Here is a 22,956-nt window from a genome sequence, read left to right as displayed (position 1 = left end):
TGAGCTTTGAGTCTTCACAAGGGGTAGTACCCACGATCACCGAGTTGTAGCTGCCAGTACACCGCCCTCCAGACAGGCCGGATCCACAGACGCTGGCATCCACTATGAACAGTCGAACGCTCATGTTGATCACGCTGGTGGTAGTCGGTGCCGTCGCTGCCACGGGCGTGGTCGCCGCAACGACGGGAAGCACCGCAACAGCAACCGAGACAGCGACCGCCAGCGACGGAGTCACCGCCCCTGATCCCGGCAACTACACGCGCCTCTATGTCGATGAGGGGTACCGAAACCTCGAACTCAAGCCGGGCGAAAGCGACACGGTCACCGTTAGCATCGAAAACGGCGAAGACGAGGCCGTCGACATCGCCCCACGAATCGCTACCCCGCCGACCCGGAGCCAGCCGCCGGTCGAACCGGATTGGGTATCGATTCCGAATGGTGAGACTACGCTCGATGCCGGTGAATCCACCGAGGTTGAGATCTCGGTTGACGTTCCAGATGATGCCGAGATCGGCGACTACCGCGGTGTCATCGCCTTCACCGATGAGACGGTTCGGTATCCAGGCCGGCCGCCGCAACCGATCCACAGCGTCTCCCTCAGCGTTGATGTCTGGCAGGAGCCGACCGTCCAGCTCAACTCGGAGACACACATCTACACCCACCTCCAAGCCGGCGAAACGATCACCCGAGAGATTTCAGTCTCGAACACCGGCGAGGAGGCTGTCCCGGTCAACCCGCAGTTCAACGCTGAGAACCGACGCCGCCATCGCCCAGGCGGTCGCACCACGTTGGATCGCTCGTGGGTGACGATCGAGGCCCCCAGCGAGGTCGCCCCGGGCGAAACCGAGACGATCGAACTTACCGTCGAACCCCCCGCTGACGCCGAGCGCGGCGACTACAGCGCGACCGTCGACCTCGGCCTCACCGATCCGGCTCGCAACGCCGACAACACCTACTGGCAGGAGGTCGATCTCAACTTCCAGGTATGGACTGCCCCCGAGGAACCATTCGAAACGAGCTTCAGCGTCAGCGAGACGACGAGTAATGCAACGCTGGAACTCACCGCCAACCAACGGCGCCGAGCCGGCGAGCGCAGTCAAGACGCGTCGTTCGATGTGACCTTTATCGCACCGGACGGCCGTGAGATCGACGCCGAACGAACCAGCCTGACGGACTCCGGCAGCGTCAATCTCGGCGCCCAGCGGCCGAGAGAAACAACCGACGGCACCTACGCCGCCCGCGGCGGCCAACAGACGTTCACCTACGAGCTGGATGAGCCAGCCGCCGGCGAGTGGTCGGTGCGGATCATGCCGGAGAACACGATCGACTTCCGCTACGAGATCACCAGAGACGAAGGAAACTGATCACGCGGTAAGCGATGTCACGTTTGCCGGTCGATGCGCTCGCCACACGTTGGCCCGCGCCCCGACGCGATCAAGTTTGAGCTCGACGAGTTTGCCGGCCGGCAGCGTTGCAAGCTCTTTCCGGAGCGCATCATCTTCATAGGCAACCACCTGAAACACACGGTTTGCTGATGGGTTGAGGAGATTAATCGCATCGTTTGTATTCATTTCGTCGATAACGCGGTATTCGTGTGGTTTTGATCGCTCCGTCTTCATACAACAACATTAGTAACCGCGATTGTCAAAAGAATTGCGGCTATATCTGTGAAGTACAATCTCAATACGCTTTTATTCAAATATTTGTTGTATTATAGCTAGTATAATTTTATATTCATAGAAATTATGCTGCATTCGGAGTCGACAGGGCTACTTGGCTTGCGATTGATTGCCAGCAACGATGGCCAACGGCGTTTTCGAGACAACGATCACCGACGGCGTGCTACAGGCTGGCCGGCCCGATACCGACTGGCTCTCGACGGGTGTCGATGGCGGTCGAGGGCGCGCCGACGCCGCCTACAACATCACGGTGCCGACCGGGTGGAACGACACCGACCTCAGCAGGTACGTCGATCGGCGGACGGCAGCCGCCGGCTTCGAGATCGATGGGCCAGCGTTGTTGACAGGTGTCGAGCAACGACACGCCAGACGGGCCGTCCTCGACCCGGTTGAGGTGCTCGTCACCGCTGGGCTCTCAAATCCGGCCACGTTGCCGCCGCAGGGGGCTGCCGAGTCGTCGACGACGGTCGAAGGTGACAGCACGACCCCCGACACCACCGACCACTATGGAACAATCAACATCATCGTCGGCACAACGCGAGCACTCCCGCCGGCCGCGTTGGCCAGCCTGCTTGCAGGGGTCGCCGAGGCGAAAACCGCAACGCTCAGCCACCGAACCGACTTCACCGGCACGACGAGCGATGCGGTGATCGTCGGCAGCGACCCCACCGGTGAGCCAGCACAGTTTGCTGGCTCGGCGACGATGGTTGGCCAAGCGGCCCGGGCCTGTGTTCGAGACGGCCTCACCGCCGCCGTAGACGCACGGTATCCGGACGGTGAGCTGCCGCGATCGGTAGCCGACGCTGACTATGGCGCTGCAACGACGGCGACGGCGACAGTCTCGACATTGAAATAGCTCCACCGGCGTCGTCGACTACCGCCCGTGATAGAATCGCGCGCTGGCAACGACCGCCACCAAGGAGAGGACAGCGACAACAACACCGAATCCGGGGGCCGAAACGTCTGTCGCCGGCCCATCGTCGCCGTCGGCGCCGGGTGTCGTGGTCACGTTAGCCGCCGCATCCGGATGCAGCTGAGCACTGAGATTACCGGTCGCATAAACGACACTCCGTGGGGCGGGTTGGTTGAGATACTGCACCGACAACGATGCAGTTCGATTGTTTCGTCCTGCAGAGGTCTGTGAGTACGGTGTGGAGGCAAGGATCTGACCCTGGGTTTGGTCGGTGACGATCAGTATCTCGGGATCAAGTTTGAGGACAACCTCGTAGTTTATTTGTTTATAACCGTCAAACTCGCTGGCAGCAACGTTCGCTCCGCCAGCCGTGGTGATAATTTGGTTAATAAACGTGTTGTCACCAACGGCATACCCACCCAGTAGCGGATAGAGCACGCGTGGGCGATCAACATCGTTCAGTTCCGACTCGGTCGCCGCAACATTGCGCCACATCCACGCATTCGTCTCAGCGGCCGCGGCGGTGTTGTCCGTCAGCCGACCGATGGTCTGTGTTTTCGTGGCAACCGCCTCAAAATCGGTTGCCGCCGGGAAATGATACACGGTGAGGTTGGCTGCGCGAAGCGTTCGCACGGTCTCGACACTGGTCGCATTCGGCGCGAGCACCAGATCCGGTTCGGTCGCTACCACCCGCTCGATGCTGACGCCGAGACCGGCCGCCGAGACGTTGTCCCGCTTCTCGGCCCCATCGAGGTAGCTCGCGTACTGTGTGACGCCAACGACCTGGTCGGCCGCGCCAAGCGTCCACATCGTCTGGGCCGCACTCGGGTTGGTCGTCGTCACATTCTCAGGACGGGACTCAACAGTGACCGCCGTGCCGGTCGCGTCGGTGAGCGTGACAGGGAACGTGTCGTTTGCGGTCGACACAGATTCACCTGACGCTGTAGCCGACACAGGTGCGACAGCGGCCAAGCCGATCCCGATGGCCACAGCCGCCAACAGACACACAACACGCAGTCGTCGATTCGTGATCATACGCCATCTCCGGGTGAAGACAATAAGTATTTGCCTACTGCAACTCGGCTTTCATTCATGCGAGTGCGACAGCGCGCCGTAACGTGGTCGCTGGGGCTCACCACGGTGCTCGCTGTCGCGGGGACGCTCAGTGCGGGGATCGGGCCGGTTTCAATTCCGCCGGCAACGGTGGTGAAGATCCTGCTCAACGCGGTGTCGCTGCCGGCCGGAATTGAGGTCGCACCGCTGTCGGTTGCCGGCACCCTCCAGGTACCGGTGCCGACACTGCAGTGGCAGTCAGCGGTTGCCTACCCCGTCGACAGCACGGCCGAAACGATCATCATGCGCGTTCGGCTCCCACGAATTATGTTGGCGGCAACGGTCGGCTTCGCGCTGGCGGCCGCCGGCACCGTGATGCAGGGCTTTTTCCGCAATCCGATGGCCGATCCCTCGATCATCGGCGTCTCCTCGGGGGCCGCGGTCGGCGCGGTCGCGGCCATCGTTGCGCCCGCTGCGATTCCCTTCGGATTGGGGCTTCGCGGCGCGGCGTTTCTCGGTGCGGTGATAACGGCTTTTGTCGTCTATCTGATCGCCACCGATGGCGGTCGAACGCCGGTTGCAACGCTGCTGTTGGCCGGGGTGGCGATCCAAGCTTTCCTTGGGGCCGTTATCGCCGCCCTGCAGCTGTACAGCGGCGAGGGGCTTCGGGCTGTCGTCCACTGGCTGATGGGCCATCTCGGCAACGCCGGCTGGGATGACGTGACGATCACGCTGCTCATCGTCCCCGTGCTGTTTGGGATGCTGCTGGCGTACGCCCGCGATCTGAACGTCCTCCTGCTCGGCGAGGAGGCCGCCGCTGGACTGGGCGTTGAGGTTGAGCGCACAAAGCGGCTCCTGCTTGCGGTATCGGCGGTTCTGACCGCCGCGGCTGTCGCCGTCTCCGGCGTGATCGGCTTTGTCGGGCTCATCGTTCCGCATATGTTGCGGTTGGTCGTCGGCCCCGATCATCGGGTGTTGTTGCCGGCGGCCGCGCTGGGCGGCGCGTCATTTCTCGTGATCACGGATACGATCGCTCGGGCGGGCGCGACGGAGATCCCGGTCGGCATCGTCACCGCCGCGTTGGGTGCGCCCTTCTTCCTGTACCTGCTCCGTAGCCGGGAGGTGCACACGCTGTGAGTGACCCACCACTCGTTGTCGACGACGTGTCGGTCACCCTCGGCGGTCGAGCGGTGTTGTCAGGTGTCTCACTCACAGCTGAGCGCGGTGAACTCGTCGGGCTTATCGGCCCAAATGGCGCGGGCAAAACAACATTGTTGCGAGCGATCCGCGGCGGCGTCACCCCGACGACCGGCGTGGTCACGGTAACCAGCCAATCGGTGTCGTCGCTGTCGGCCAGGGAGATCGGCCGACGGGTAGCGACTGTCCCACAGGAGACCGAACTATCCTTTGGGTTCTCCGTCGAGCAAGCGGTGGCGATGGGACGGCATGCCCACATCGGCCGGTTCGGCACCCCCGATGAGACGGATCAAGAGGTGATCGCCGACGCCCTGGCGCGAACCTCGCTGGAATCGCTGGCCGATCGGCCGGTCACCGACCTCAGCGGCGGCGAGCGCCAACGGGTGCTGTTGGCCCGGGCGTTGGCGCAGGCGACGCCGGTGCTGTTGTTGGATGAGCCGACCGCAAGCCTCGATATCAACCACGCGATCCGCACGCTGGAGACCGTTCGGTCAGTCGTCGACGACGGCACCGCCGCGGTCGCCGCGATTCACGATCTGGATCTGGCAGCCCGCTACTGCGATCGGCTCATCTTGTTGGCTGAGGGCGACGTTGTCGCCGCAGGCGACCCGGAGAGGGTGCTGACAAGCGAAACTTTGGACGACGCCTTTGATGCAACCGCGGTTGTCTCCCGCGACGAGGTGACCGACACACCACGGGTGACCGCGCTGTCGGCGGAGTCGACGGCGACCGCTGACGAGGAGGAATAGATCGTTCGTCGCAGGCCGAAACCAGCTGGTTACGGCGATTCTGAAGTGTCGCGCAGATACCGATCGTAGAGTTGGTCGCCGAGCAGCGTCCCAAACAGTCCGGAAATGATGACAAACGAGCCGAGCGAGACCATCAGAAAGCTCACCCACTGGGTCAGCGGCTCAACCGGCGGCCACAACATCGGGATCGTCCGGACGACAAACTCCCAGAAAACAGCGAGTTGCACCACCGCAACGCCCGCACTACAGGCGGCCCGTACCCGCAGCCGTTCCCACGACGGCCCAGGGCGGGGATCGGGAAATTCGCTGTCACTCATTGCCGTTCGTTGGGATGCCACCCTCAAAGCACCCGTGGTCGCCGCCAAACGTCACGCTTAGGCGCGGCGATACCACACGGTCACTATGGACGTTCCGTGTGTCGCCGTCGCCCGCGAATCCGGCGAGGCTGCCCGCAGCGCGTTGGCGGCGGCTGACGCCCTCGACGACGACCACGAGATCGCCGTCGAGGACGGCCGTCTCTACATTCCCATCACCGACGCCGAGGCCGCAGCCGATGCTGTCGCCGTACTCGATGGCGACACCGAGATGACGACCCACGATCTTCCCGTCCGCCAGGGTGTTCGCACGCCCGCCGATATCCTCGGCTTCGAGCCCTCCGTGGAGCGGATCGGCGACATCGTCGTCATCGACGAGGACGACCCTGACCGCGCGGCGACGATCGCTGAGGCCGTCATCGACGCCGACCTGCCGGCTCGATCGGTGCTCAATCGTGCCTCGAAGATCAAAGGTGAACTCCGGGTGCGAGACTGGGAGGTGGTTGCCGTCGACGACGACGCAGCCGCCGACAGCGAGCTCTCACCGACCGAAACAGTACATCGGGAGTACGGCCACGAGTTTTGCCTTGATCTCGCCGCCGTCTACTTTTCGCCGCGGCTCGCCACCGAACGCCACCGCGTCGTCGAACAGATCGATCCGGGCGAGCAGGTACTGGATATGTTTGCTGGCGTCGGCCCGTTTGCGATCCCTGCCGCCAGCCGCGGGGCCGATGTCGTCGCCGTCGATCTCAACGAGACGGCGGTCGACTACTGCCGAGAAAACGCCCGTCGCAACGGTGTCGCCAACGCGGTGACCGCGATCGCCGGCGACGTCCGCGATGTCGCCGACGACTACCACGGCTGGGCCGACCGGCTCGTGATGAACCTTCCCCACAGCGCGAACGAGTTTGTTGCCACAGCGGTTGATCTCGCCGGCGAGGAGTGTGTCCTCCACTACTACGACATCCAACACGAGGACGACCCCTTCGGCCCGGGAATTGAGGCGATCAAAGCGGCCGCCGAACCGGAGTACGCTGTGACCGTTGAGACCGAACACGTCGTCCGATCGTACGCCCCCCACGAACTCAATGTCTGTCTCGACGTGCGGCTGACAGCGGCCCACCGATAGCGGACGCAACGCTCTTTCGCGTCGGTCGCTGACGGCCAGTCATGACCACGCGGGAGATCAACGGCTATCAGCTGCAGCGGGTTCGGGAGCACGTCTGGGAGATCCGCCAAGAAGGCGAAATGCGTGTCCCGGCGCGGCTGCTCGCCAGCGAATCCCTCCTCGATCAGATCGGCGACGACAACACCCTCGATCAGATCACCAACGCCACCCAACTGCCGGGGATCACGACCCACGCGCTCTGCATGCCGGATGGCCATCAGGGCTACGGCTTTCCGGTCGGCGGCGTCGGCGCGATCGACGCGGAAAATGGCTGCATCTCGCCGGGGGCGGTCGGCTTCGACATCAACTGCGGCGTCCGACTGATCCGGACAACTCTCACCTACGACGACCTCCGCGGCCGAGAAGAGGAGCTCGTCAACGCGCTGTTTGCGAATATTCCGACCGGTATCGGTCACGGGGGCGTTGTCGAAACCGATGTGGAGACGGTCACCGAGGTGCTTGACCGCGGGCTCGACTGGGCGGTCGACGAAGGCTATGCGACACGGGACGACATGCTGCACTGCGAGGACGAAGGCCGTCGCCCCGATGCCGACAGCGCCTTCGTCTCCGAAGACGCCAAAAACCGCGGCAAAAACCAGATCGGGAGTCTCGGCTCCGGCAACCACTTCCTCGAAGTCCAGCGCGTCAGCGAAATCTTCGAGGACGACGTGGCCGACGCCTACGGGCTTCAGTCCGACCAGATCGTCGTGATGATCCATTGTGGGAGCCGCGGGCTCGGCCACCAGGTCTGTAAAGACTATGTCAACCGCATCAGCGAAGAACACGCCGAGTTCAACGCTGACCTCCCCGATGACAACCTCGCGGCCGCCCCCGCCGGCAGCCAGGTTGCTGAGGCGTACTACGGGGCCATGGGCGCGGCGATCAACTTTGCGTGGGTCAACCGCCAGCTGCTCACCTACCAAACACGGCAGGTCTTCGACCGTGTCTTTGGTCGCTCTTGGGAAGACATGGGGATGGAACTGCTGTATGATGTCGCTCACAACATCGCCAAGAAGGAGATCCACGCGGTCGACGGCGAGGACAGGGAGCTCTACGTCCATCGGAAGGGCGCGACGCGAGCCTTCCCGGCCGGCCGCGAGGAGGTGCCACGGGCCTACCGTGAGGTGGGCCAGCCCGTCCTTCTGCCGGGCAGCATGGGCACCGGCAGCTACGTGCTCCGCGGCGGAGATGGCTCGCTGTCGGAGAGTTTCGGCTCCACCGCCCACGGCGCGGGCCGGATCATGAGCCGCACGCAGGCCAAACGCGAGTACGGCGCGAGCGACGTCCAAAACGACCTCCGCGATCACCAGCAGATCTACATCAAAGCCGAGGACGGCGAGACCATCGCCGAGGAAGCACCCGGTGTCTACAAGGATATCGACGACGTGGTCGCCGTCTCCAAGGATCTCGATCTCGCCGATCCTGTTGCTCGAACCGTGCCGGTCTGCAATATCAAAGGCTGATTACGACCAGAAGCCGCCCGGGCCCGACGGCCCGGAGGGGCCACTGGGTGCCGAGGGCGATTCATCAGCGAGTTCGACCTGTTCAGTTGGCTGCCGTGGATCGATCTCACGGCCGTCCTCGAACTTGATGAAGCTGAGATAAAACGACTCCCCACAGCCGGTTTCGCCATCCCGGAGCGTGCCGTCCTCGCCACAGGTGAAGGCGACGCCGTCAACATCGGCTTCGTCCTCAAACGGCTCATCAGGGGAGACATACGACCAGCCCTCGAAGGGATAGGGGGTGACAGCCTTGTCATCGAGATATCCCTCGCGGTCGAGTTCAACGAGGGCCTCACAGTGAGGACAGTAGTAGGTGACAGTGAAGCTCATTACCAGTTCTTGGGCGGCAACGCTATTGAGCCCTTTGTGCGCCCTTTCACTCGATGCGTTCCAGCGCCCACGCTGCCCGCTGTCGCACTGACTCCTCGGGATCAGTGTGGTGACACTCGGCGAGTGCGTCGGCAGCCGCGGTGGCATCACACCGACCCAACGCCCAGCAGGCATGGACACGGCTTCGCGTCCACTCGTCATCCAACAACGCAATCAACGCATCGGTAAACGGCTCGACGTGCCGAGGTTTCACCGACGCGATGCGAGCGAATGCGCCAGCCGTATTCGACCGCACGGTCGGATCATCGTCGGTGAGACGGGCGGCGAGTTCGTCGGTATACGGCGCGATATCGGTGGGGAATTCTCTGGCGATGTCGCCGAGGACGCCGGCCGCGTTGGCGCGGAGCTCCGGATGGTCGGCGTCGAGTTGGGCCACCAGCGTCGGCACCGCCGGTGTCGCCGCCGCCGGATAGGCAGCCGTCACGCGGCCGAGCGCGGCGGTGCTGCTGATCCGAAAGGCAGTGTCATCAGTGTCTAACAGCGAACAGAGCTGTGGGACGAGCGGTCGTACTGCCCCGGGGTGCGGTTTGGCGAGGAGGCCGACCGTCGCCAACGCCTGCCGGCGCGCGCGGGTCGGCGTCGGAGCCAACAGCGAGCCGAAGGCGGGGACGGCATCCAAGACGGCACCGGGGTTGTGTTCGGCTACGTAAAGCAACAGCCGTGTTGCCGCCGCCGCCACCAGCCGGCTATCAGCGGTGACGGTGTCGATGACGGGGTCGACCTCGTCGGCGACGATATCGGGATACAGCTCCGCGATATGTGCCAGCGATCGCAGAGCATACAGCGTGCTCACCCGCCCCGCATCGAGACAGTCCACCAGCGACGAGATCGCTGTCAACCCGGAGGTAGCTGTCGCGGCGAGAACAGATTCAAAGATCTCTACGGCGGTCGCTCGCGCCTGTGGATCGGGCGTCCGAAGCAGCGTTTCGAGGCCGCTGGGGTTGATAACCCCGGGAGCGACCGCCGCCAACTGCCCGTAGCGATCGAGTTGCTGTGTGGTGACTCCGGGATCAGGAGTCGCTACCGTTGGCTGTGGAGTCACAGCGATGGTCTCGACCGCATCGATTGACACCACAACCCGACGCGGGGCGGGTTCGGCTGTCAACGCTGACACCTGTGGGGTGTCGTGCGTCGAGCGGGATGCCGTCACGCGCTGTACGTCAACAACCGGCGGCTCAATCGGCGACGCAGGACGGGCTGTCTCGATGTCGAAGGCGGTGCCGGAGCCAAACGTCTCACAAAAACTGAGCAGATCGACAACGCCGTCAGGGTCGATCCGCACCTGTTGCGGCGAGCCGCGGTGGTCGATCCCGAACCATCGCAGCGGGGTGCCGTCGGCATCGGTATGGCGTCGAAGAAACTCACGGGCTGAGTCACAGCCGACCGCGTCGCGGGCGAGTTGCCACCGGTCGTCGGTGCCGACGCGCCAACAGGTGACGCCGTCGACAATGACGGGATTCGGGCCGGATTTTGGGGCGGTAGCTGGGAGGGCGGAAGTGCCCTGGGGTGTCGGCGGTGCGTCGATCGGGTCGCCGGCAGTCGTGGTTGCCGTGGTCGCACAGTCCCGACACACCGGGTTCGGGATCGGCGGGGGGAGTTGAACCCCGCCGTCTGGTTCGGGAGCCCCCTCCCCCGCCGGGTCAGATCCGATCGTCGGCGGGCCTCCCAGAGTCGCGGGCGGTTCCGAGCCGACCGACCGCTGTGTGGGCGGCTCTGCGGCGTCGGTGTCGTCGGCCGCCCACGACACGGGTGTGCCGCAACAACAGCACTGGAGGTGGTGTGGTGACTGGGACGCCATCTACCTGATATCGGATGGTCGGTAGCGCAGTCAAAAAGCGTTCGCCCGCGGGTATCACCAGCGATAATTGGGGGAGGAACGGCGTACGCGGGGGGCCCGCAACAGCGCGTTATAGCGTCGCGGCGGCGGCGGTCGCGTCCTCGATCGTTCCCTCGACAGCGACGGCGGTAGTGACCCCGTCGGCCGTCCAGAAGACGACCGCGCGGTCGTCACGCTCGACGGCGGTTGCCGACTGCCCATCGACGGTCACCGTCATCCCATTGTCGAGTTGATCGAACGGCATCGACACGCCGCTTGCCGTGATCACCGAGACCGTGTCGTTGTCGACGGCGTACTGCTGGACGACAGCCTGGCCGTTTGCCCGACTGATCACGGTGGCGGTGGTGAACGTGCCGGCGTCGGAGGGCGGTACTGAGAGCTCGGTCGCCGACTGAACAGCCGCGAAGCTGTCGTAGGTGTCAGTTGTCGTCACCGACACCCGATCGGCTGGCGGCTCGAAGGTGCTGTCGTGGATGCTAACGTTAAACTGAGTTTCGCTGACCCGAACGGTCGTCTCGTTGGTGCCGTCGGTCGCGGTCGCCTGCAGCAGGCGGCTGTCATCGGTGGCGACCCAGAGCGTGCCAGCGACGGTAGCAGCGTCGTCAGTTGGCTCGATGTCGACAACGTAGGCGGATTCGCCGTCGATCTCGGTGGTCTCAACGAGCGTCGCGGTGACGTTCGATGCAGCGACCGGATCGGTCAGCGAGCCATACTGGCTGGCCTCGCCTAGGAGCCGCTCGCGGTCGCCACTCGCCTCGTAGGCTTCAAGCTCGGCTTCGGTCGGGATCTCACGGGCGTACGATCGGTTCTCACCGACCGCCCAGGCGACGCTGCCGTTCGAGCCAGCCTCGTAGGTTGTGCCGGCCTTTTTGACCGTGTAGGCCACCTTCTCGGGCTGTTTGGCGGCGAAGGAGACAGTTGCCGTCGACGATGCGGTTGCGTTTTCGACCGTCACGGTCGCCGTCCCGCTGAGCGTGTCGGCGGAATCGTATCGGGTCTCGACGCGATCAAGAATCTCGTCGCCGGACGGCTGGTCGTCGACAGCCATGCCGGGGAGCCCGGTCGCCGCGCCAGCGGCCAGCAAGCCGACCACAAGGAGGGCGGCTAGCACACCGAGGCGACGACTGAAAGGGGTGGAAGTCATCACCACCGCTACGTGCTTGCGCCGTAAGTACATTGCTCCGCGCACAGCTTGGTCACGTTGCACACGTCGCTACGAGTTCGTGGCAGTCGACTCGTGACCCGCAGGGTGCGTGGAGCAGTTGGGAGGTAGAACCGTCAGCGGGGCCGTGTCAGTTGTTTTGTAGCAACCAACAAGATCGGTTGGCTTGATTGATAATGAGACCTAAACCACGTACCGCGAGAAGATCGGGTGGGGCGTGTTACTCCAACTCGTAGACGAGGACTTCCCAGTTGTGATCAGTGTTCCCATTGGCATGGTAGACCCAGCTACCCTCGATGTCGACATCGTTTTTTTCGGCCGCGGTAAGCAGCTCTCCAAGCGCGGTTTCGAACTCAGTTGTGGTCGTCAGAGACTCTGTCCACTGCGTGTCGCTCATACCGCCGCCTCAAACCGCTGTTGCTTGGCAGGCTGTTGTGTCCTGACAGTGCCATGGTGGCGGCAAGAACACGCTCGCGGAGTGCTGGTGGCTATTAACATAGCTATACATTCGTCGCCACGGGGATAGGTGTGCCGAAATGCATGATCAACCATGGTTTTCCGATAGTCCCACACGATTATATGGCGAGGGTTTATCTCACCTGTCCGTTTGTAAACACCTGTGCCTGTTATCATCGAACTGGCCCTCCCGGCAGCCGAGTTTCAACTCGGGCGAATTCTGGCCACGGAGGGAGAGGGAAAAGTAACCCTCAAAACAATGGTTCCGCTTGGGGGGCGATCAGTCCCGTTTTTTCACGTCGTCGACCACGCCCGGGAGGCCTTCGAGGCGAACGTTCGGAACCATACCTCAGTCTCAAATCTCTACGAGGTCAGTTCACATAACGGCGAAACGCTGTATGGGTTAGATTGGGAGATCGCTGACGACACGTTTTTTGATAGTGTGATATCACTGGACGGCCATATTCTTGAGGCGAGTGGCGGCCACGAGACGTGGGTCTTTCAGATTCGGTTCCGAACCCACGACGCGCTTTCAGCGTTCCAGCAGGTCTGTTTCGATGGCGGGATCCCCATCGATATCAGGCGGATCTACAACCCAACCAAACCCGACGCTGGGCCATGGCACGGCCTGACCGCACCCCAGCGAGAGACGCTGATGTACGCCGTTGAGATGGGGTATTACTCCCTGCCGCGGCAGATCTCGACCCAAGAGATCGCCGATGAGTTCGACATCTCCGATCAGGCCGCCTCCGAGCGGCTCCGGCGGGCGATCAACACGCTGGTCTCAAATACACTGTTGTTGACTGCCTCCGATGAATAACCACAAGCAGCCGTCGATATACCACCCAGCGACCACCTGCGCCGTCCAGTCCCGTTGAGCCGGCGGCCAACGTTGATACCCACAGACAGCCATACTCACCTGTGAGCGAAACAGCAGCGACCGCAACGGCAGCCAGCGACGACGCCGAGCCGACGGTCGTCGTTGAGGCGGTGTCGAAACATTACACGGTCGGCAGCCGGGTGACCGCACTCGATGGGGTGAGCCTCACACTCCCAACGGGGTCGTACACCGCGATCATGGGGCCGAGTGGCTCCGGCAAAAGCAGCCTGTTGAACCTGATCGGCGGGCTCGATACGCCATCCTCGGGGCATGTTGCCGTCGACGGCAAGCCGGTCTCAACAGCGAGTGAAGACGAACGCGCCGCGATCCGCGGCACCGACATCGGCTTTGTCTTTCAGACGTTCAACCTCATGCCGCGGCTGACCGCCGTCGAAAATGTCGCCCTCCCGTTGGTGTTCGATGGCTGGTCGCGGACCGAGCGGCTCGACCGCGCGACCGACCGCTTGGAGGCGGTCGGGCTGGCCAATCGTACCGACCACGTCCCCAGCGAGCTCAGCGGCGGCCAACGCCAGCGAGTCGCCATCGCCCGCGCGCTCGCACCCGATCCGGCACTCATCCTTGCCGACGAACCCACCGGCAATGTCGACACCGACACCGGCGCGACCGTCCTCGATATCTTCGATGAACTCCACGCCGCGGGCAACACTATCCTGCTTGTCACTCACGAACGCCATGTCGCCGAGCGGGCCGACCAGATCGTCCACATCACGGACGGCGAGATCGGCTCAATCGAAGCCACGGGTGAGGCCTAATGGACGGCCGCGAAGGACTCCGAATCGCTGTGCGGTCGGTGCGGGCCCACAAGCTTCGCTCGGCGTTGACCGTCGTCGGTATCGTCATCGGCATCGCCTCGGTGATCACGTTTGCGACGTTCGGAGCCAGCGTCCAAGCCGAGATCATCGGCGATATCGGCGACAGCAACGCCGGCAACATCTACGTCTTCGGCACCCCCAGCGACGACGAGGGCTTCGATCGAGTGTTGCAGCCGGTGTTCACCGAAGCCGATCTTGCGGCGATCAGTGAGATCGACGGCGTCACGGCTGTCTTACCACGCGGCTCGATACAGGTGTCATCGATTCGCGCCGGGAATCAGACGCTGGCCAGATCGCAGGTGACCGCAACAACGCCTGAAAGCATCACCACCGGGTCGATCGTGGCGGGGCGTTCGTTCACCAGCGGCGAACGCGAGGTCGTTGTCAACGAGCGACTGGCGACCGGCTTCAGCAAGAATCTGACGGCCGGGTCGACGCTGACGCTGCGCTATCCTGACGGCGAGGAGCGACCGGTTACGGTAACAGGGGTCGTCAACGGCACCCGCGGTGAGTTGCCGGTGAGTAACTTTGCTCGCCAGCCGCGGCTGTTCGCGCCGGTCGATCCCTTCTACGAGGCGGTCGTCGAGAGTCCCTCGGCTGGGGTGCGGCAGCGGGCCTACCCCCAGGTGACCGTCGTCACCGACCCACGGCAGACCGCCGAGACGCGCAAAGCGATCGAAGACTATCTCGCGGACGACGCCGACGCCCGCCAACTCTCGGCGAGCGACACCGAGTTGGTCGCCCGGTCGGGCAGTGATTTCATCGATGAGATCAGCGACGTGATCGAGCGCATCACGCGGTTTGTGACCGGCATCGGCGTCATCTCGCTTGTCGTCGGCGCGATCGGCATCGCCAACGTGATGTTGGTCAGCGTCACCGAGCGAACCCGGGAGATCGGGATCATGAAAGCCGTCGGCGCGCGCAACCGCGACATCATGAGTATCTTCGTCATCGAGGCCGCGCTGTTGGGGACGCTCGGTTCGCTGCTCGGCGTCCCGCTCGGTCTCCTTGTCGGTCGGGGGGCTGCCGCCTACGCGGACGTAACCTTTGCGTTGGCCCCGGATTGGATCGCTCTCGCCGTTGGTGTCGGCGTCGTTGTCGGGATCGTCGCCGGCTTGTATCCGGCCTGGCGGGCCGCCCGCATCGATCCCATCGACGCGCTCCGACACGAATGAGTAGTCACACACAAACACCACGGTAGATGGCCGAGACCGAGTCCTCGCCGACCCGGATCGTCCTCTGGGTGATCGTCGCCGCGGCGACGCTGACGGTAATGGCCGGCGCGATCCTCGGGCCAGTGGTTCCACAGATCCAGTCGGCCCTTGGCGTCTCCGATACCGCCGCCGGGCTGATCATCACGACCCACGGCGGCGTGATCGTTCTTGCCAGCCCATTCGTCGGCGCGCTGATCGATCGGATTGGCCCGCGGCAACCGTTTATTGGCGGACTGGCGATCTACGGCCTCGGCGGTGGGGCCGGCCTCCTTGTCGACAGCTACCTCCCGCTGTTGGCTTCCCGGGTTGTGCTCGGAGTCGGTACCGCCGCGGTCTACACGTCGATCACGGTGTTGCTCTACCAACTCTATGCGGGCCAGGAGATGGAGCGCGCCCTCGGCTTCCGGAGCAGTGCCAACAGTGCGGGCGCGGCAGTGTGGCCGCTGGTCGGCGGTGCGGCCGGGACAGTAACCTGGAATCTGCCGTTTGCCGTCTATCTGATCGCGCTCCCGCTGGGAGCACTCGCGTTGCTCACGATCCCGGAACCGGCAGCAACGTCGACGGCGAGCGACGATTCCGAACCAAGCTCAGCGGCTGCCACCACGCTCCGGGGGCGGCTTGCGGCAACAGCCGCCGTCGTCGGTGCTCGCCCGCAACTCCTCTTCGTCTATCTGCTCTACTTTACCGCAAACACGCTGCTGTACGTCGTGGTCGTCTTCTACCCGCAGTTCCTCGACGGTGTCGGCGTCGACTCCTCGGCGGCAATCAGCCTCTATTTGGCCGCCAACGGCGCGGCCGGCGGCGTGACCGCCGTTGCCTACGATCGGTTGCGCAAACGGGTTAGTCGGCTCACGCTCGTCGGCGTCGCCGTCGGGTTGTGGGCGATCGGCTTTGCTGGCGTGAGTGCTGTCACAACCGCCGTTGGCGCGTTGCTGCCGGTCGTCCTGTTTGGGGCCGGCATCGGGCTGGTCTTTCCGTCGGCGTTCGCGTGGGTCGAGCAGTTCGCGCCGTCGGCCAAACAGGGCCAGTTCAGTGCCTATCTTGCCTCGGTCGGCTACACCGGCCAGTTCCTCGCGCCGGTGTTGTTCGGGCCGTTGGTGCCCGGCCTCGGTGTTGCCGGCGTCTTCGCTGTCGGCGCGGCTGTTGCCGCCGTCGGCGTTGTCGTCGTGATCGCAACCTCCCGATCGACCGACAGACACCTGTAGCTGGCCGCACAGAGACCAGCCATGTCGCGGTCAGCGGACTGGGAGACCACCCCATCGATGCGGCGACCGGTGTCGCGGGCGACTGCCGAGTCGTATCTCTCCCACGGCCCGAGTTTGGTCATGTTGTTGGTCGCCAGCGCGGCCGCCTTTCTCGTCGGGGTGCGGTTCTACGTCGATACTATGCCTGCGGTGTCGACGCTGCTGTGGCCGCTGTATGCGGATTCGCCAACCGCCATCGCGCTGGCGACGCTGTCGCTGGCGACGTTGTTGCCGACACTGAACCAACCGCTGTCGGCGACCCCAACAAACCGGCCGCTGGCGTACCTCCATACCCTTGCGTACGTCTGGCTCATCAAGTACGGCCTGTGGGTCGTCATCGCGCTCAACCGCCGGGTCGATCTCTACATCGGGTTCGACACCGACGCGCTGTATGCCTACTGGGGGATCATCGGCACCCACCTGTTGTTTGTCGCCCTTGCCTTCGCCATCCTCCACTACGGCCGGACGACACGCGGCGCACTCGGGTTCTCGCTGGGACTGTTGCTTCTCAACGACATCGTCGACTACGGCTTTGGCTACCACCCGCCGCTACGCTACGAGCCTGAGATCGTGGTACCGCTGCTCACGGTCGCGCTGTCGATCGGTGTCGTCGCGCTGGCGGCCTGGCAGTTCGATCGGCTGGAATCGTCAGCAGACAAAGCGGATTGACGGCGTCAATCAAAACGACGTATCATCGAGGACGGTCTCAAATAGCATGATGGCGATGAGCCCAACAACCAGCAGTGTGCTCCCGACAGGGCCGTAATTGAACGGGTAGACCGTCAGCGCAAGTAGGGCGATAGCACCGAGAAACGCGATCACACCGACGAACCACGCCTTCTCGCGTCGATCCATACAGGTGCTTATGTCGGCTGGCTACTGAAAGTGGTGATTATATGTCACGTGTGAGCCCGTCATGCAGGTCGCGACCAAAGTAGTGGCCGGCGAGGGCGAGCGCAACACCGACGACCACCCCGACGCCGCTGAAGGCGAGGCCGTACTGCTGGAAGAAGTCGACGCCGATAGGAAGGGCGACGGAGGTGAGGAGGCTCAGCGCGAAGTTGACACCGACGACCGCGCCGCCGGCGAGGCCAGTTTCGAGATACCACGACCGACCCAGCACGCCGAGCAGGAACGTCGCCGCGGCGACGCCGACCAACGAGGTGATCCCACCGACCAGCGGGATCATCCCACCGACGCCGACACCGGCCGCGACGGCGACCAGCGACACGAGGAGGGCTTTCGCCGAGAAGCGGCCACCGAGGCGACCCACGTCGCCGTCATCGTCGGCACTGGACGGCGTCCCGGTGTCAACCCCCTCGACCGTCTCGGTCAGTTCATCCGTCTGCTGCATACCGGTAGCTGGCGCCCCAGCGGTTTGGCTGTTGTGCCGACAGCGACGATACTGTGCAGCGTGCCGTCTGTATCACAGCCGCTACGAACTAGTCTCGATACGTCTCGATTTGTAGATCCTCGATAGCAGCAAAATGAGTGTCGTCCACGACGAGTGGCACACCAAGCGAGCGAGCAGTGCCAGCGATGTAGATGTCGCTTTTGTTGATCATTTCACCGTCGGCACGGAGGCTGGCATAGATTTCGGCGGCTTCCGCAGCCGTTTCGTTCGTGAACGGCACCGGCTGCACCCACTCGTACTTCGACATCGCCTCCGCTTGTGTCATCTCTTGGGTGATCATCAACCCGCGATACAGCTCCGAGAGGACGATAGTCGGTGCACCGATCTCTTCGCTGTCGTGGGCGGCTAAATACGCGATTGCGGCGTCATCACCTCGGGCGTAGTCGATGAGAAACGACGCGTCGACGAGCTTCACGATTCCCCTGAAAGCCACTCGTCGATTTCATCGCCATCTTCATCGAACGCAGCATCGACATCCGCAAAGCCTTGCTCAACCGCCGCTTCGAGGTCGTCAGCCCCCTGCTGAGAAAGAAATCCGGCGTTCGTCCGCCAATCGGAATCGAGTTCCTCCAAGAGGCGGTCGAGCGTCTCGCTGAAGCTCTCGTCACCGCGTTTGTGCGCTTTCAGCCGCTCGTAGACATCTTCTTTGATGCCGATATTTTTCGAGGCCATCCGTGCTTTGTGTATGGGTTTGGGTACACATCAAGATTGTTCCCGGCTCCCCCGATTCAAAATAAGCGGCGTCGAAAGGTTTCGGTGGAATTCCCACTATCACAACCACGAAAGCGTGGTTTCAAGTCGACCCCCGGGCAAGGCGGGCGTATGAATCCAGGCGACCGCGTCCGCGTCGAGCGCGGCGGTACCACCAACGAAGGGGTGGTGCTGCCCTCCTCGACGAGCGATCACATCGTCCTCAAACTCGACGGCGGCTACAACATCGGGATCGACCGCGAGGCAGCCAGCGTCGACGTGCTCGAAACCGATGTCCACGACATCGACGACGATGGCGAGCCCGACGACGGAGCTGTTTCGGAGATCGAGTTCGGCGACGAGCTGCCGACGATCTCGCTCATCTCAACGGGCGGCACCATCGCTTCGACGGTCGACTACCGCACCGGCGCGGTGACCGCGCAGTTCACCGCCGAGGACGTGCTGCGAGCCGTCCCCGAACTCGCCGGTCGCGCCAACTACCGGGGCCGTGTCGTCGCCAACATCCTCTCAGAGAATATGGAGCCCACAATCTGGCAGGAGTTGGCCACCGCCGTCTACGAGGAAATCGAGGCCGGTGCGGACGGCGTCGTCGTCATGCACGGTACCGACACGATGCAGTACTCCGCGGCCGCGCTGTCGTTCATGCTCAACACGCCGGTTCCGATCGTCTTCACCGGCAGCCAGCGATCGGCCGACCGGCCCTCCTCGGACAACGTGATGAACGCGGTGTCAGCGGTCGAAGCCGCGAAAGCCGACTGCGCGGAGGTGCTGCTCTGTATGCACGCGTCGGCCAGCGACGACCGCTGTGCGCTCCATCGCGGCACCCGCGTTCGGAAGAATCACACCTCCCGGCGGGACGCCTTCGAGACGATCGGCAACAAGCCGCTGGCGACGATCGAGTACGAAACCGCCAGAGACGACGGCGCGGATGGCGATGCTGCCGACGACGCCATCACGTTCAACCGCGAGTACGCCGCCCGCGGCGAGACCGACCTCGCGCTCAGCGACGACCTCAATCCCGCGGTCGAACTCGTCAAATTCACCCCCGGCATGGATCCCGCGGCGTGGGACTACCTCGATGACGCCGACGGCGTGATCATCGAGGGCACCGGCCTCGGCCACATCCACACTGAGCTGATCCCGCGGGTCAAGGAACTCGTCGACAACGGAACCGTGGTCGCGATGACGAGCCAATGTTTGGAGGGGCGGGTCTGCGATCGGGTGTACGACACCGGCCGCGATCTGCTGGATGCCGGCATCGTCGAAGCCGGCGATACGCTCCCCGGCACCGCGAAGGTGAAGCTGATGTGGGCGTTGGCGAACGTTGGCAACCCCACTGAGGCGATGGGGCGGTCGCTGGCCGGCGAGCTTACCGAGGAATCCCAGCCGTGGCAGTAGCGGCGTCGCTGGCAGCCGCCGGCTCGCCTTTGCTCGTCGCCGCCATCATCGACCAGCCAATTTTGGTCGTCATCTACGGGATCACACTCGCCATCTCCGTGTGGCTGTTTCGGGATGCACGTCGTCGACAGCGATCGATCCCGGTGGCGGCCGGCTGGGCGGTCGGCGGGTTCGTCCTCCCGGGGATCGTCCACTTTGGCTATCTGTACGGGCGACTGAAAGACACGTCATCGAGACCCGAAGAGTCACCTGAAGACGACGCCTAAACAACCGACAGCAGCACCCATCGTATAACGGAGCAATCAAAGGAGAGAGGAGGTCGGTTGACAGCGGAGTCGGCAAGGGTTGTTATTAGGTCGCCGCCCGAAGAGGCAACCATGTTCGACCGTATCTTGTTCCCGATCGACGATAGCGACGGTGCAGTCGCCATCCGCGAGAGCGTCTATGCCCTTGCGGCCGCCCACGACGCGACCCTCCACGTGCTCAATGTCGCCGACACCGCCCACGACAGCGTCACCCGGATCGGCGACGAGGTCGTTGATGCCCTCGAAATCGAGGGCGAAGAACTCGTCAGCGAGACCGCAACCCAAGCGGCTGAACGCGGGATTCCGACGAAGACGGCGGTGATACAGGGTGGTGTCGCCGCGACGATCACCAGGTACACGGAGACCGCCGACATCGATCTCATTGTGATGCCGACACAGGGGCGAACCGGCATCGAGGAGCACCTGCTGGGCAGCACGACCGAACGCGTCAGCCGCGAGACACCCGTGCCGTTGCTTACACTTGGCCCCGACGCCGCAGGGGTGTCGCCCCCCTTCGAGCGGCTGCTCGTGCCGACTGACGGCAGCGACACCGCCGCCGCGGCCCTCGATGTTGGCATCGATCTTGCGGTCGCCGACAGCAGTACTCTCCAGCTGTTGTCGGTTATCGACACCTCGCTGTTCGGCAGCGAGCTACAGGCTGACCAGTACGCTGACAGTCTGAGCGAGACCGCCACCGAGATCGTTACTGCGGCCCGCGACCGGGCCACAGCCGCCGGTGTCAACGATGTTGTCACCACGGTAGAAGAAGATGAGTCGGTGGTCGCAGGGATTCAGTCGTATGCCGCCGACGCCGACAGCGATTGCATCGTTGTCGGCACCCACGGTCGAACCGGACTTGATCGATACCTACTGGGAAGCGTCACCGAGAAGCTGATCCGAACCGCATCGGTACCCGTATTGGTCGTCCCGCCGGCAGATCGCGACACCGAGGCGTAAACTGGAATAGATTGACAGCCTCTACTGGTCGTCAGCTGGCAACACTACAATCGGGATGTTGCTTTTGACGATAAGTGCAGTTCGGACGCCACCGGCGACGATATCCAACCAGTCGCTGCCGCCTCGTGAGTGAAAGGCGATCGCCGAAGCATCGTTGTCGCTGGCAGCCTCGATAATCGACGCGGCAATGTCGTCGCCGGTCAGCACGTCAGTGTCGACGTCAATCCCGTCGCCGGCCGCAAGCGACGCAAAGCGATCGACAGCGTCGGTAGCGCGGTCAGTCGCGGCACGCTGGGTGGTGTCGTCGCCATCGGTGGTCGCGACGACGCTGACCACCAGTGGTTGACAGCACTCGGGATCGATCTCGGGACGAAGCGCGTCGTAAGTCTCGACGGCGTCGTCAGCATCTGACACTGGGACGATCGGCCGCGTGAGCAGCCCCGACCGGCCAGTCATCGATGACCACCTGACAGTGCGGAATCGACTGGGGACAGCGAGGAGCCGATCATGCCCTCGCTTTCGCCGCTGTCCACATAGATCCTCGCCATGGGGAGCCAAATCCGAGGCTCTATTGGGCTTGGTTCCCACAATCGACCAATGGGATTTCACACGTTTGATCCGGCGAAGGCAGCCAAGTTAGACGACGAAAGCCGCTATCAGTTCTGCTCGCGGGAGGAGCTGCTCGGCGCGTTTGCGGCCGGCGGCGGCACCGACGACCACCTTGTTGATCTCGGCAGCGGAACCGGCTTCTACACGACCGCGCTTGCCCCCTTCTTTGGGCAGGTTTCGGCGGTCGATATCCAGTCGGAAATGCACGACCACTTTCGGCAAAATGGGGTGCCGACAAACGTCTCATTGGTCGAGAGTTCGACCGATAGCCTCCCGCTCGATGATGGCTCGGTTGACGCGGTGCTGTCGACGATGACGGCCCACGAGCTCCCGCTTGCGGCGACGCTGGCGGAGCTTCGGCGGGTGCTCGGCACCGGCGGGCGATTCGTGATCGTCGACTGGTCGGCCGAAGGACGAGGTGAGGCTGGCCCGCCACGAAGCGAACGCCTCAGTGCAACTGACCTTCGGGAATCGCTGACCGAGGCTGGTTTCAGCGTCGATCGCGCGGAAGAACGCAGCGAGACGCTGCTGGTCACGGCAACACGCGACTGACGGCGACAACGCAGCAACCCCCCGATGGCGTCGGCATGCTGGACGGCGAGCCGAAAGGGACTTAACGCCCTCGGCTGTATCCCGGAGTGGACTAGGCCGGGCAGGTAGGCCCTGCTCTTCACCCGTGAGACAGTCTTTAGCGGGGGCCGAACAGCCGGGGCGTCGGTCGAACCGACACAGGCCTCGGGAGCCAACGTGGAAACCTCGTCCGTCGGGGACAGCGGTTCGGTGTGTACACCCGCAGGGGTGTTCCACACCGGTTTGTCGGCGACAGTGGGTCAGGCGCGGAAGCGAGCAGCCCATCGCCGGACGCCCGTCGCTCGCCGGATCGCGGGGTGGAGGAGGCAACCGAGAATCCCTGTGTCCGGAACGGCCGGCAAGTCGGCCTGTCCACCATTCATACGCGATTTCTCCGATCA

The 22,956-nt window shown here is 63.7% G+C and carries 27 protein-coding genes and 1 other RNA gene; 16 read left to right on the top strand and 12 right to left on the bottom strand.

Annotated elements, in window-relative coordinates; all coding sequences use genetic code 11:
• Positions 1 to 104 precede the first annotated feature (104 nt).
• Entirely contained in the window at positions 105 to 1,364 is a 1,260-nt protein-coding gene (locus DM826_RS04695) for a COG1470 family protein (protein ID WP_120101996.1), read from the top strand.
• Here the strand turns inward: DM826_RS04695 and DM826_RS04690 are convergent, their stop codons facing one another.
• The gene (locus DM826_RS04690) at positions 1,365 to 1,619 is read right to left on the bottom strand and encodes a hypothetical protein (protein ID WP_120101994.1); all 255 of its coding nucleotides are present in this window, start codon (positions 1,617 to 1,619) and stop codon (positions 1,365 to 1,367) included. It abuts the gene before it with no gap.
• Between the two features lie 181 nt (positions 1,620 to 1,800).
• Between DM826_RS04690 and DM826_RS04685 the strand changes: the two genes are divergently transcribed.
• Positions 1,801 to 2,535, top strand: coding sequence for an adenosylcobinamide amidohydrolase (locus DM826_RS04685; protein ID WP_120101992.1), 735 nt, complete (start codon positions 1,801 to 1,803; stop codon positions 2,533 to 2,535).
• Between the two features lie 18 nt (positions 2,536 to 2,553).
• Here DM826_RS04685 and DM826_RS04680 read toward each other — a convergent pair whose 3' ends face one another.
• Positions 2,554 to 3,627 carry a PGF-CTERM-anchored ABC transporter substrate-binding protein gene (locus tag DM826_RS04680; RefSeq protein WP_120101990.1) on the bottom strand — a complete coding sequence of 358 codons (1,074 nt, stop codon included), beginning with the start codon at positions 3,625 to 3,627 and terminating at the stop codon, positions 2,554 to 2,556.
• A 57-nt stretch (positions 3,628 to 3,684) separates the two neighbouring features.
• Between DM826_RS04680 and btuC the strand changes: the two genes are divergently transcribed.
• Both btuC and DM826_RS04670 read left to right on the top strand, forming a co-directional pair.
• Complete coding sequence (btuC, locus tag DM826_RS04675) at positions 3,685 to 4,782, top strand: vitamin B12 ABC transporter permease BtuC (RefSeq protein WP_120101987.1); 1,098 nt, start codon at positions 3,685 to 3,687, stop codon at positions 4,780 to 4,782.
• Positions 4,779 to 5,591: an ABC transporter ATP-binding protein gene (locus DM826_RS04670; protein WP_120101985.1), complete on the top strand. Its 813-nt coding sequence runs from the start codon at positions 4,779 to 4,781 to the stop codon at positions 5,589 to 5,591. Before btuC ends, DM826_RS04670 begins: the two co-directional genes overlap by 4 nt.
• A gap of 29 nt (positions 5,592 to 5,620) precedes the next feature.
• Here DM826_RS04670 and DM826_RS04665 read toward each other — a convergent pair whose 3' ends face one another.
• Positions 5,621 to 5,908: a hypothetical protein gene (locus tag DM826_RS04665; RefSeq protein ID WP_120101983.1), complete on the bottom strand. Its 288-nt coding sequence runs from the start codon at positions 5,906 to 5,908 to the stop codon at positions 5,621 to 5,623.
• Positions 5,909 to 5,993: 85 nt separating this feature from the next.
• Here DM826_RS04665 and DM826_RS04660 point away from each other — a divergent pair, with 85 nt between their 5' ends.
• Together DM826_RS04660 and DM826_RS04655 are read left to right on the top strand one after the other, a co-directional pair.
• Entirely contained in the window at positions 5,994 to 7,034 is a 1,041-nt protein-coding gene (locus DM826_RS04660) for a class I SAM-dependent methyltransferase (protein WP_120101981.1), read from the top strand.
• Positions 7,035 to 7,075: 41 nt separating this feature from the next.
• The gene (locus DM826_RS04655; protein ID WP_120101979.1) at positions 7,076 to 8,536 is read left to right on the top strand and encodes an RtcB family protein; all 1,461 of its coding nucleotides are present in this window, start codon (positions 7,076 to 7,078) and stop codon (positions 8,534 to 8,536) included.
• Here DM826_RS04655 and DM826_RS04650 read toward each other — a convergent pair whose 3' ends face one another.
• The 4 genes from DM826_RS04650 to DM826_RS12985 all read right to left on the bottom strand — a co-directional run bounded on the left by DM826_RS04650 (position 8,537) and on the right by DM826_RS12985 (position 12,361).
• Positions 8,537 to 8,905, bottom strand: a complete 369-nt coding sequence (locus DM826_RS04650) for a hypothetical protein (RefSeq protein ID WP_120101977.1) — start codon at positions 8,903 to 8,905, stop codon at positions 8,537 to 8,539.
• A gap of 46 nt (positions 8,906 to 8,951) precedes the next feature.
• Entirely contained in the window at positions 8,952 to 10,763 is a 1,812-nt protein-coding gene (locus DM826_RS04645) for a HEAT repeat domain-containing protein (protein ID WP_120101975.1), read from the bottom strand.
• A 109-nt stretch (positions 10,764 to 10,872) separates the two neighbouring features.
• Positions 10,873 to 11,946, bottom strand: coding sequence for a LolA family protein (locus tag DM826_RS04640; RefSeq protein WP_120101973.1), 1,074 nt, complete (start codon positions 11,944 to 11,946; stop codon positions 10,873 to 10,875).
• A 238-nt stretch (positions 11,947 to 12,184) separates the two neighbouring features.
• Entirely contained in the window at positions 12,185 to 12,361 is a 177-nt protein-coding gene (locus DM826_RS12985; RefSeq protein ID WP_165853249.1) for a hypothetical protein, read from the bottom strand.
• A 222-nt stretch (positions 12,362 to 12,583) separates the two neighbouring features.
• On the opposite strand from DM826_RS12985, the gene DM826_RS04635 reads away from it, so the two are divergent.
• The 5 genes from DM826_RS04635 to DM826_RS04615 all read left to right on the top strand — a co-directional run bounded on the left by DM826_RS04635 (position 12,584) and on the right by DM826_RS04615 (position 17,260).
• A complete protein-coding gene (locus DM826_RS04635; RefSeq protein WP_120101971.1) occupies positions 12,584 to 13,240 on the top strand; it encodes a helix-turn-helix domain-containing protein in 657 nt (218 codons plus the stop codon).
• A gap of 101 nt (positions 13,241 to 13,341) precedes the next feature.
• Entirely contained in the window at positions 13,342 to 14,073 is a 732-nt protein-coding gene (locus tag DM826_RS04630) for an ABC transporter ATP-binding protein (protein ID WP_120101969.1), read from the top strand.
• Entirely contained in the window at positions 14,073 to 15,308 is a 1,236-nt protein-coding gene (locus tag DM826_RS04625) for an ABC transporter permease (protein ID WP_120101967.1), read from the top strand. Before DM826_RS04630 ends, DM826_RS04625 begins: the two co-directional genes overlap by 1 nt.
• Before the next feature lie 26 nt (positions 15,309 to 15,334).
• On the top strand, positions 15,335 to 16,552 hold the full coding sequence (locus tag DM826_RS04620) for an MFS transporter (protein ID WP_120101965.1): 1,218 nt from the start codon (positions 15,335 to 15,337) through the stop codon (positions 16,550 to 16,552).
• 57 nt (positions 16,553 to 16,609) lie between these two features.
• The gene (locus DM826_RS04615) at positions 16,610 to 17,260 is read left to right on the top strand and encodes a DUF1405 domain-containing protein (protein ID WP_205738799.1); all 651 of its coding nucleotides are present in this window, start codon (positions 16,610 to 16,612) and stop codon (positions 17,258 to 17,260) included.
• Positions 17,261 to 17,269: 9 nt separating this feature from the next.
• Here the strand turns inward: DM826_RS04615 and DM826_RS12980 are convergent, their stop codons facing one another.
• The 4 genes from DM826_RS12980 to DM826_RS04600 all read right to left on the bottom strand — a co-directional run bounded on the left by DM826_RS12980 (position 17,270) and on the right by DM826_RS04600 (position 18,677).
• Positions 17,270 to 17,446 (bottom strand): hypothetical protein, encoded by a 177-nt coding sequence (locus DM826_RS12980; protein WP_165853248.1) that lies wholly within the window; start codon positions 17,444 to 17,446, stop codon positions 17,270 to 17,272.
• Between the two features lie 37 nt (positions 17,447 to 17,483).
• The gene (locus tag DM826_RS04610; RefSeq protein WP_120101961.1) at positions 17,484 to 17,945 is read right to left on the bottom strand and encodes a hypothetical protein; all 462 of its coding nucleotides are present in this window, start codon (positions 17,943 to 17,945) and stop codon (positions 17,484 to 17,486) included.
• A gap of 88 nt (positions 17,946 to 18,033) precedes the next feature.
• Positions 18,034 to 18,420 carry a PIN domain-containing protein gene (locus tag DM826_RS04605; protein ID WP_165853247.1) on the bottom strand — a complete coding sequence of 129 codons (387 nt, stop codon included), beginning with the start codon at positions 18,418 to 18,420 and terminating at the stop codon, positions 18,034 to 18,036.
• Positions 18,417 to 18,677: an antitoxin VapB family protein gene (locus DM826_RS04600; protein WP_120101957.1), complete on the bottom strand. Its 261-nt coding sequence runs from the start codon at positions 18,675 to 18,677 to the stop codon at positions 18,417 to 18,419. The genes DM826_RS04605 and DM826_RS04600 overlap by 4 nt, the downstream gene beginning before the upstream one ends.
• A gap of 150 nt (positions 18,678 to 18,827) precedes the next feature.
• Here DM826_RS04600 and gatD point away from each other — a divergent pair, with 150 nt between their 5' ends.
• The 3 genes from gatD to DM826_RS04585 all read left to right on the top strand — a co-directional run bounded on the left by gatD (position 18,828) and on the right by DM826_RS04585 (position 21,376).
• Positions 18,828 to 20,114 carry a Glu-tRNA(Gln) amidotransferase subunit GatD gene (gatD, locus tag DM826_RS04595; RefSeq protein WP_120101955.1) on the top strand — a complete coding sequence of 429 codons (1,287 nt, stop codon included), beginning with the start codon at positions 18,828 to 18,830 and terminating at the stop codon, positions 20,112 to 20,114.
• Complete coding sequence (locus tag DM826_RS04590; RefSeq protein ID WP_120101953.1) at positions 20,105 to 20,380, top strand: hypothetical protein; 276 nt, start codon at positions 20,105 to 20,107, stop codon at positions 20,378 to 20,380. The genes gatD and DM826_RS04590 overlap by 10 nt, the downstream gene beginning before the upstream one ends.
• Before the next feature lie 111 nt (positions 20,381 to 20,491).
• On the top strand, positions 20,492 to 21,376 hold the full coding sequence (locus DM826_RS04585) for a universal stress protein (protein ID WP_120101951.1): 885 nt from the start codon (positions 20,492 to 20,494) through the stop codon (positions 21,374 to 21,376).
• Between the two features lie 21 nt (positions 21,377 to 21,397).
• Here the strand turns inward: DM826_RS04585 and DM826_RS04580 are convergent, their stop codons facing one another.
• A complete protein-coding gene (locus DM826_RS04580; RefSeq protein ID WP_120101950.1) occupies positions 21,398 to 21,832 on the bottom strand; it encodes a universal stress protein in 435 nt (144 codons plus the stop codon).
• 141 nt (positions 21,833 to 21,973) lie between these two features.
• On the opposite strand from DM826_RS04580, the gene DM826_RS04575 reads away from it, so the two are divergent.
• Entirely contained in the window at positions 21,974 to 22,537 is a 564-nt protein-coding gene (locus DM826_RS04575) for a class I SAM-dependent methyltransferase (RefSeq protein WP_120101948.1), read from the top strand.
• Between the two features lie 84 nt (positions 22,538 to 22,621).
• Positions 22,622 to 22,933: signal recognition particle sRNA (gene ffs / locus DM826_RS04570), an RNA gene on the top strand.
• Positions 22,934 to 22,956 lie beyond the last annotated feature (23 nt).

The sequence above is a fragment of the Halonotius aquaticus genome, from assembly GCF_003605575.1.
Lineage (GTDB): Archaea > Halobacteriota > Halobacteria > Halobacteriales > Haloferacaceae > Halonotius > Halonotius aquaticus.
Note: the sequence above shows the minus strand (reverse complement) of the source record. Positions and strands in the feature narration are given on the sequence as shown.

Coding starts and splice junctions, on each gene's coding strand:
- DM826_RS04695 (WP_120101996.1), top strand. CDS start 105: ATGAACAGTCGAACGCTCATGTTGATCACGCTGGTGGTAGTCGGTGCC.
- DM826_RS04600 (WP_120101957.1), bottom strand. CDS start 18,677: ATGGCCTCGAAAAATATCGGCATCAAAGAAGATGTCTACGAGCGGCTG.
- DM826_RS04610 (WP_120101961.1), bottom strand. CDS start 17,945: ATGCAGCAGACGGATGAACTGACCGAGACGGTCGAGGGGGTTGACACC.
- DM826_RS04645 (WP_120101975.1), bottom strand. CDS start 10,763: ATGGCGTCCCAGTCACCACACCACCTCCAGTGCTGTTGTTGCGGCACA.
- DM826_RS04685 (WP_120101992.1), top strand. CDS start 1,801: ATGGCCAACGGCGTTTTCGAGACAACGATCACCGACGGCGTGCTACAG.
- DM826_RS04640 (WP_120101973.1), bottom strand. CDS start 11,946: ATGACTTCCACCCCTTTCAGTCGTCGCCTCGGTGTGCTAGCCGCCCTC.
- DM826_RS12985 (WP_165853249.1), bottom strand. CDS start 12,361: ATGAGCGACACGCAGTGGACAGAGTCTCTGACGACCACAACTGAGTTC.
- DM826_RS04580 (WP_120101950.1), bottom strand. CDS start 21,832: ATGACTGGCCGGTCGGGGCTGCTCACGCGGCCGATCGTCCCAGTGTCA.
- DM826_RS04665 (WP_120101983.1), bottom strand. CDS start 5,908: ATGAGTGACAGCGAATTTCCCGATCCCCGCCCTGGGCCGTCGTGGGAA.
- DM826_RS04615 (WP_205738799.1), top strand. CDS start 16,610: ATGCGGCGACCGGTGTCGCGGGCGACTGCCGAGTCGTATCTCTCCCAC.
- DM826_RS04660 (WP_120101981.1), top strand. CDS start 5,994: ATGGACGTTCCGTGTGTCGCCGTCGCCCGCGAATCCGGCGAGGCTGCC.
- DM826_RS04585 (WP_120101951.1), top strand. CDS start 20,492: ATGTTCGACCGTATCTTGTTCCCGATCGACGATAGCGACGGTGCAGTC.
- DM826_RS12980 (WP_165853248.1), bottom strand. CDS start 17,446: ATGGATCGACGCGAGAAGGCGTGGTTCGTCGGTGTGATCGCGTTTCTC.
- DM826_RS04655 (WP_120101979.1), top strand. CDS start 7,076: ATGACCACGCGGGAGATCAACGGCTATCAGCTGCAGCGGGTTCGGGAG.
- DM826_RS04680 (WP_120101990.1), bottom strand. CDS start 3,627: ATGATCACGAATCGACGACTGCGTGTTGTGTGTCTGTTGGCGGCTGTG.
- btuC (WP_120101987.1), top strand. CDS start 3,685: ATGCGAGTGCGACAGCGCGCCGTAACGTGGTCGCTGGGGCTCACCACG.
- gatD (WP_120101955.1), top strand. CDS start 18,828: ATGAATCCAGGCGACCGCGTCCGCGTCGAGCGCGGCGGTACCACCAAC.
- DM826_RS04625 (WP_120101967.1), top strand. CDS start 14,073: ATGGACGGCCGCGAAGGACTCCGAATCGCTGTGCGGTCGGTGCGGGCC.
- DM826_RS04620 (WP_120101965.1), top strand. CDS start 15,335: ATGGCCGAGACCGAGTCCTCGCCGACCCGGATCGTCCTCTGGGTGATC.
- DM826_RS04650 (WP_120101977.1), bottom strand. CDS start 8,905: ATGAGCTTCACTGTCACCTACTACTGTCCTCACTGTGAGGCCCTCGTT.
- DM826_RS04690 (WP_120101994.1), bottom strand. CDS start 1,619: ATGAAGACGGAGCGATCAAAACCACACGAATACCGCGTTATCGACGAA.
- DM826_RS04575 (WP_120101948.1), top strand. CDS start 21,974: ATGGGATTTCACACGTTTGATCCGGCGAAGGCAGCCAAGTTAGACGAC.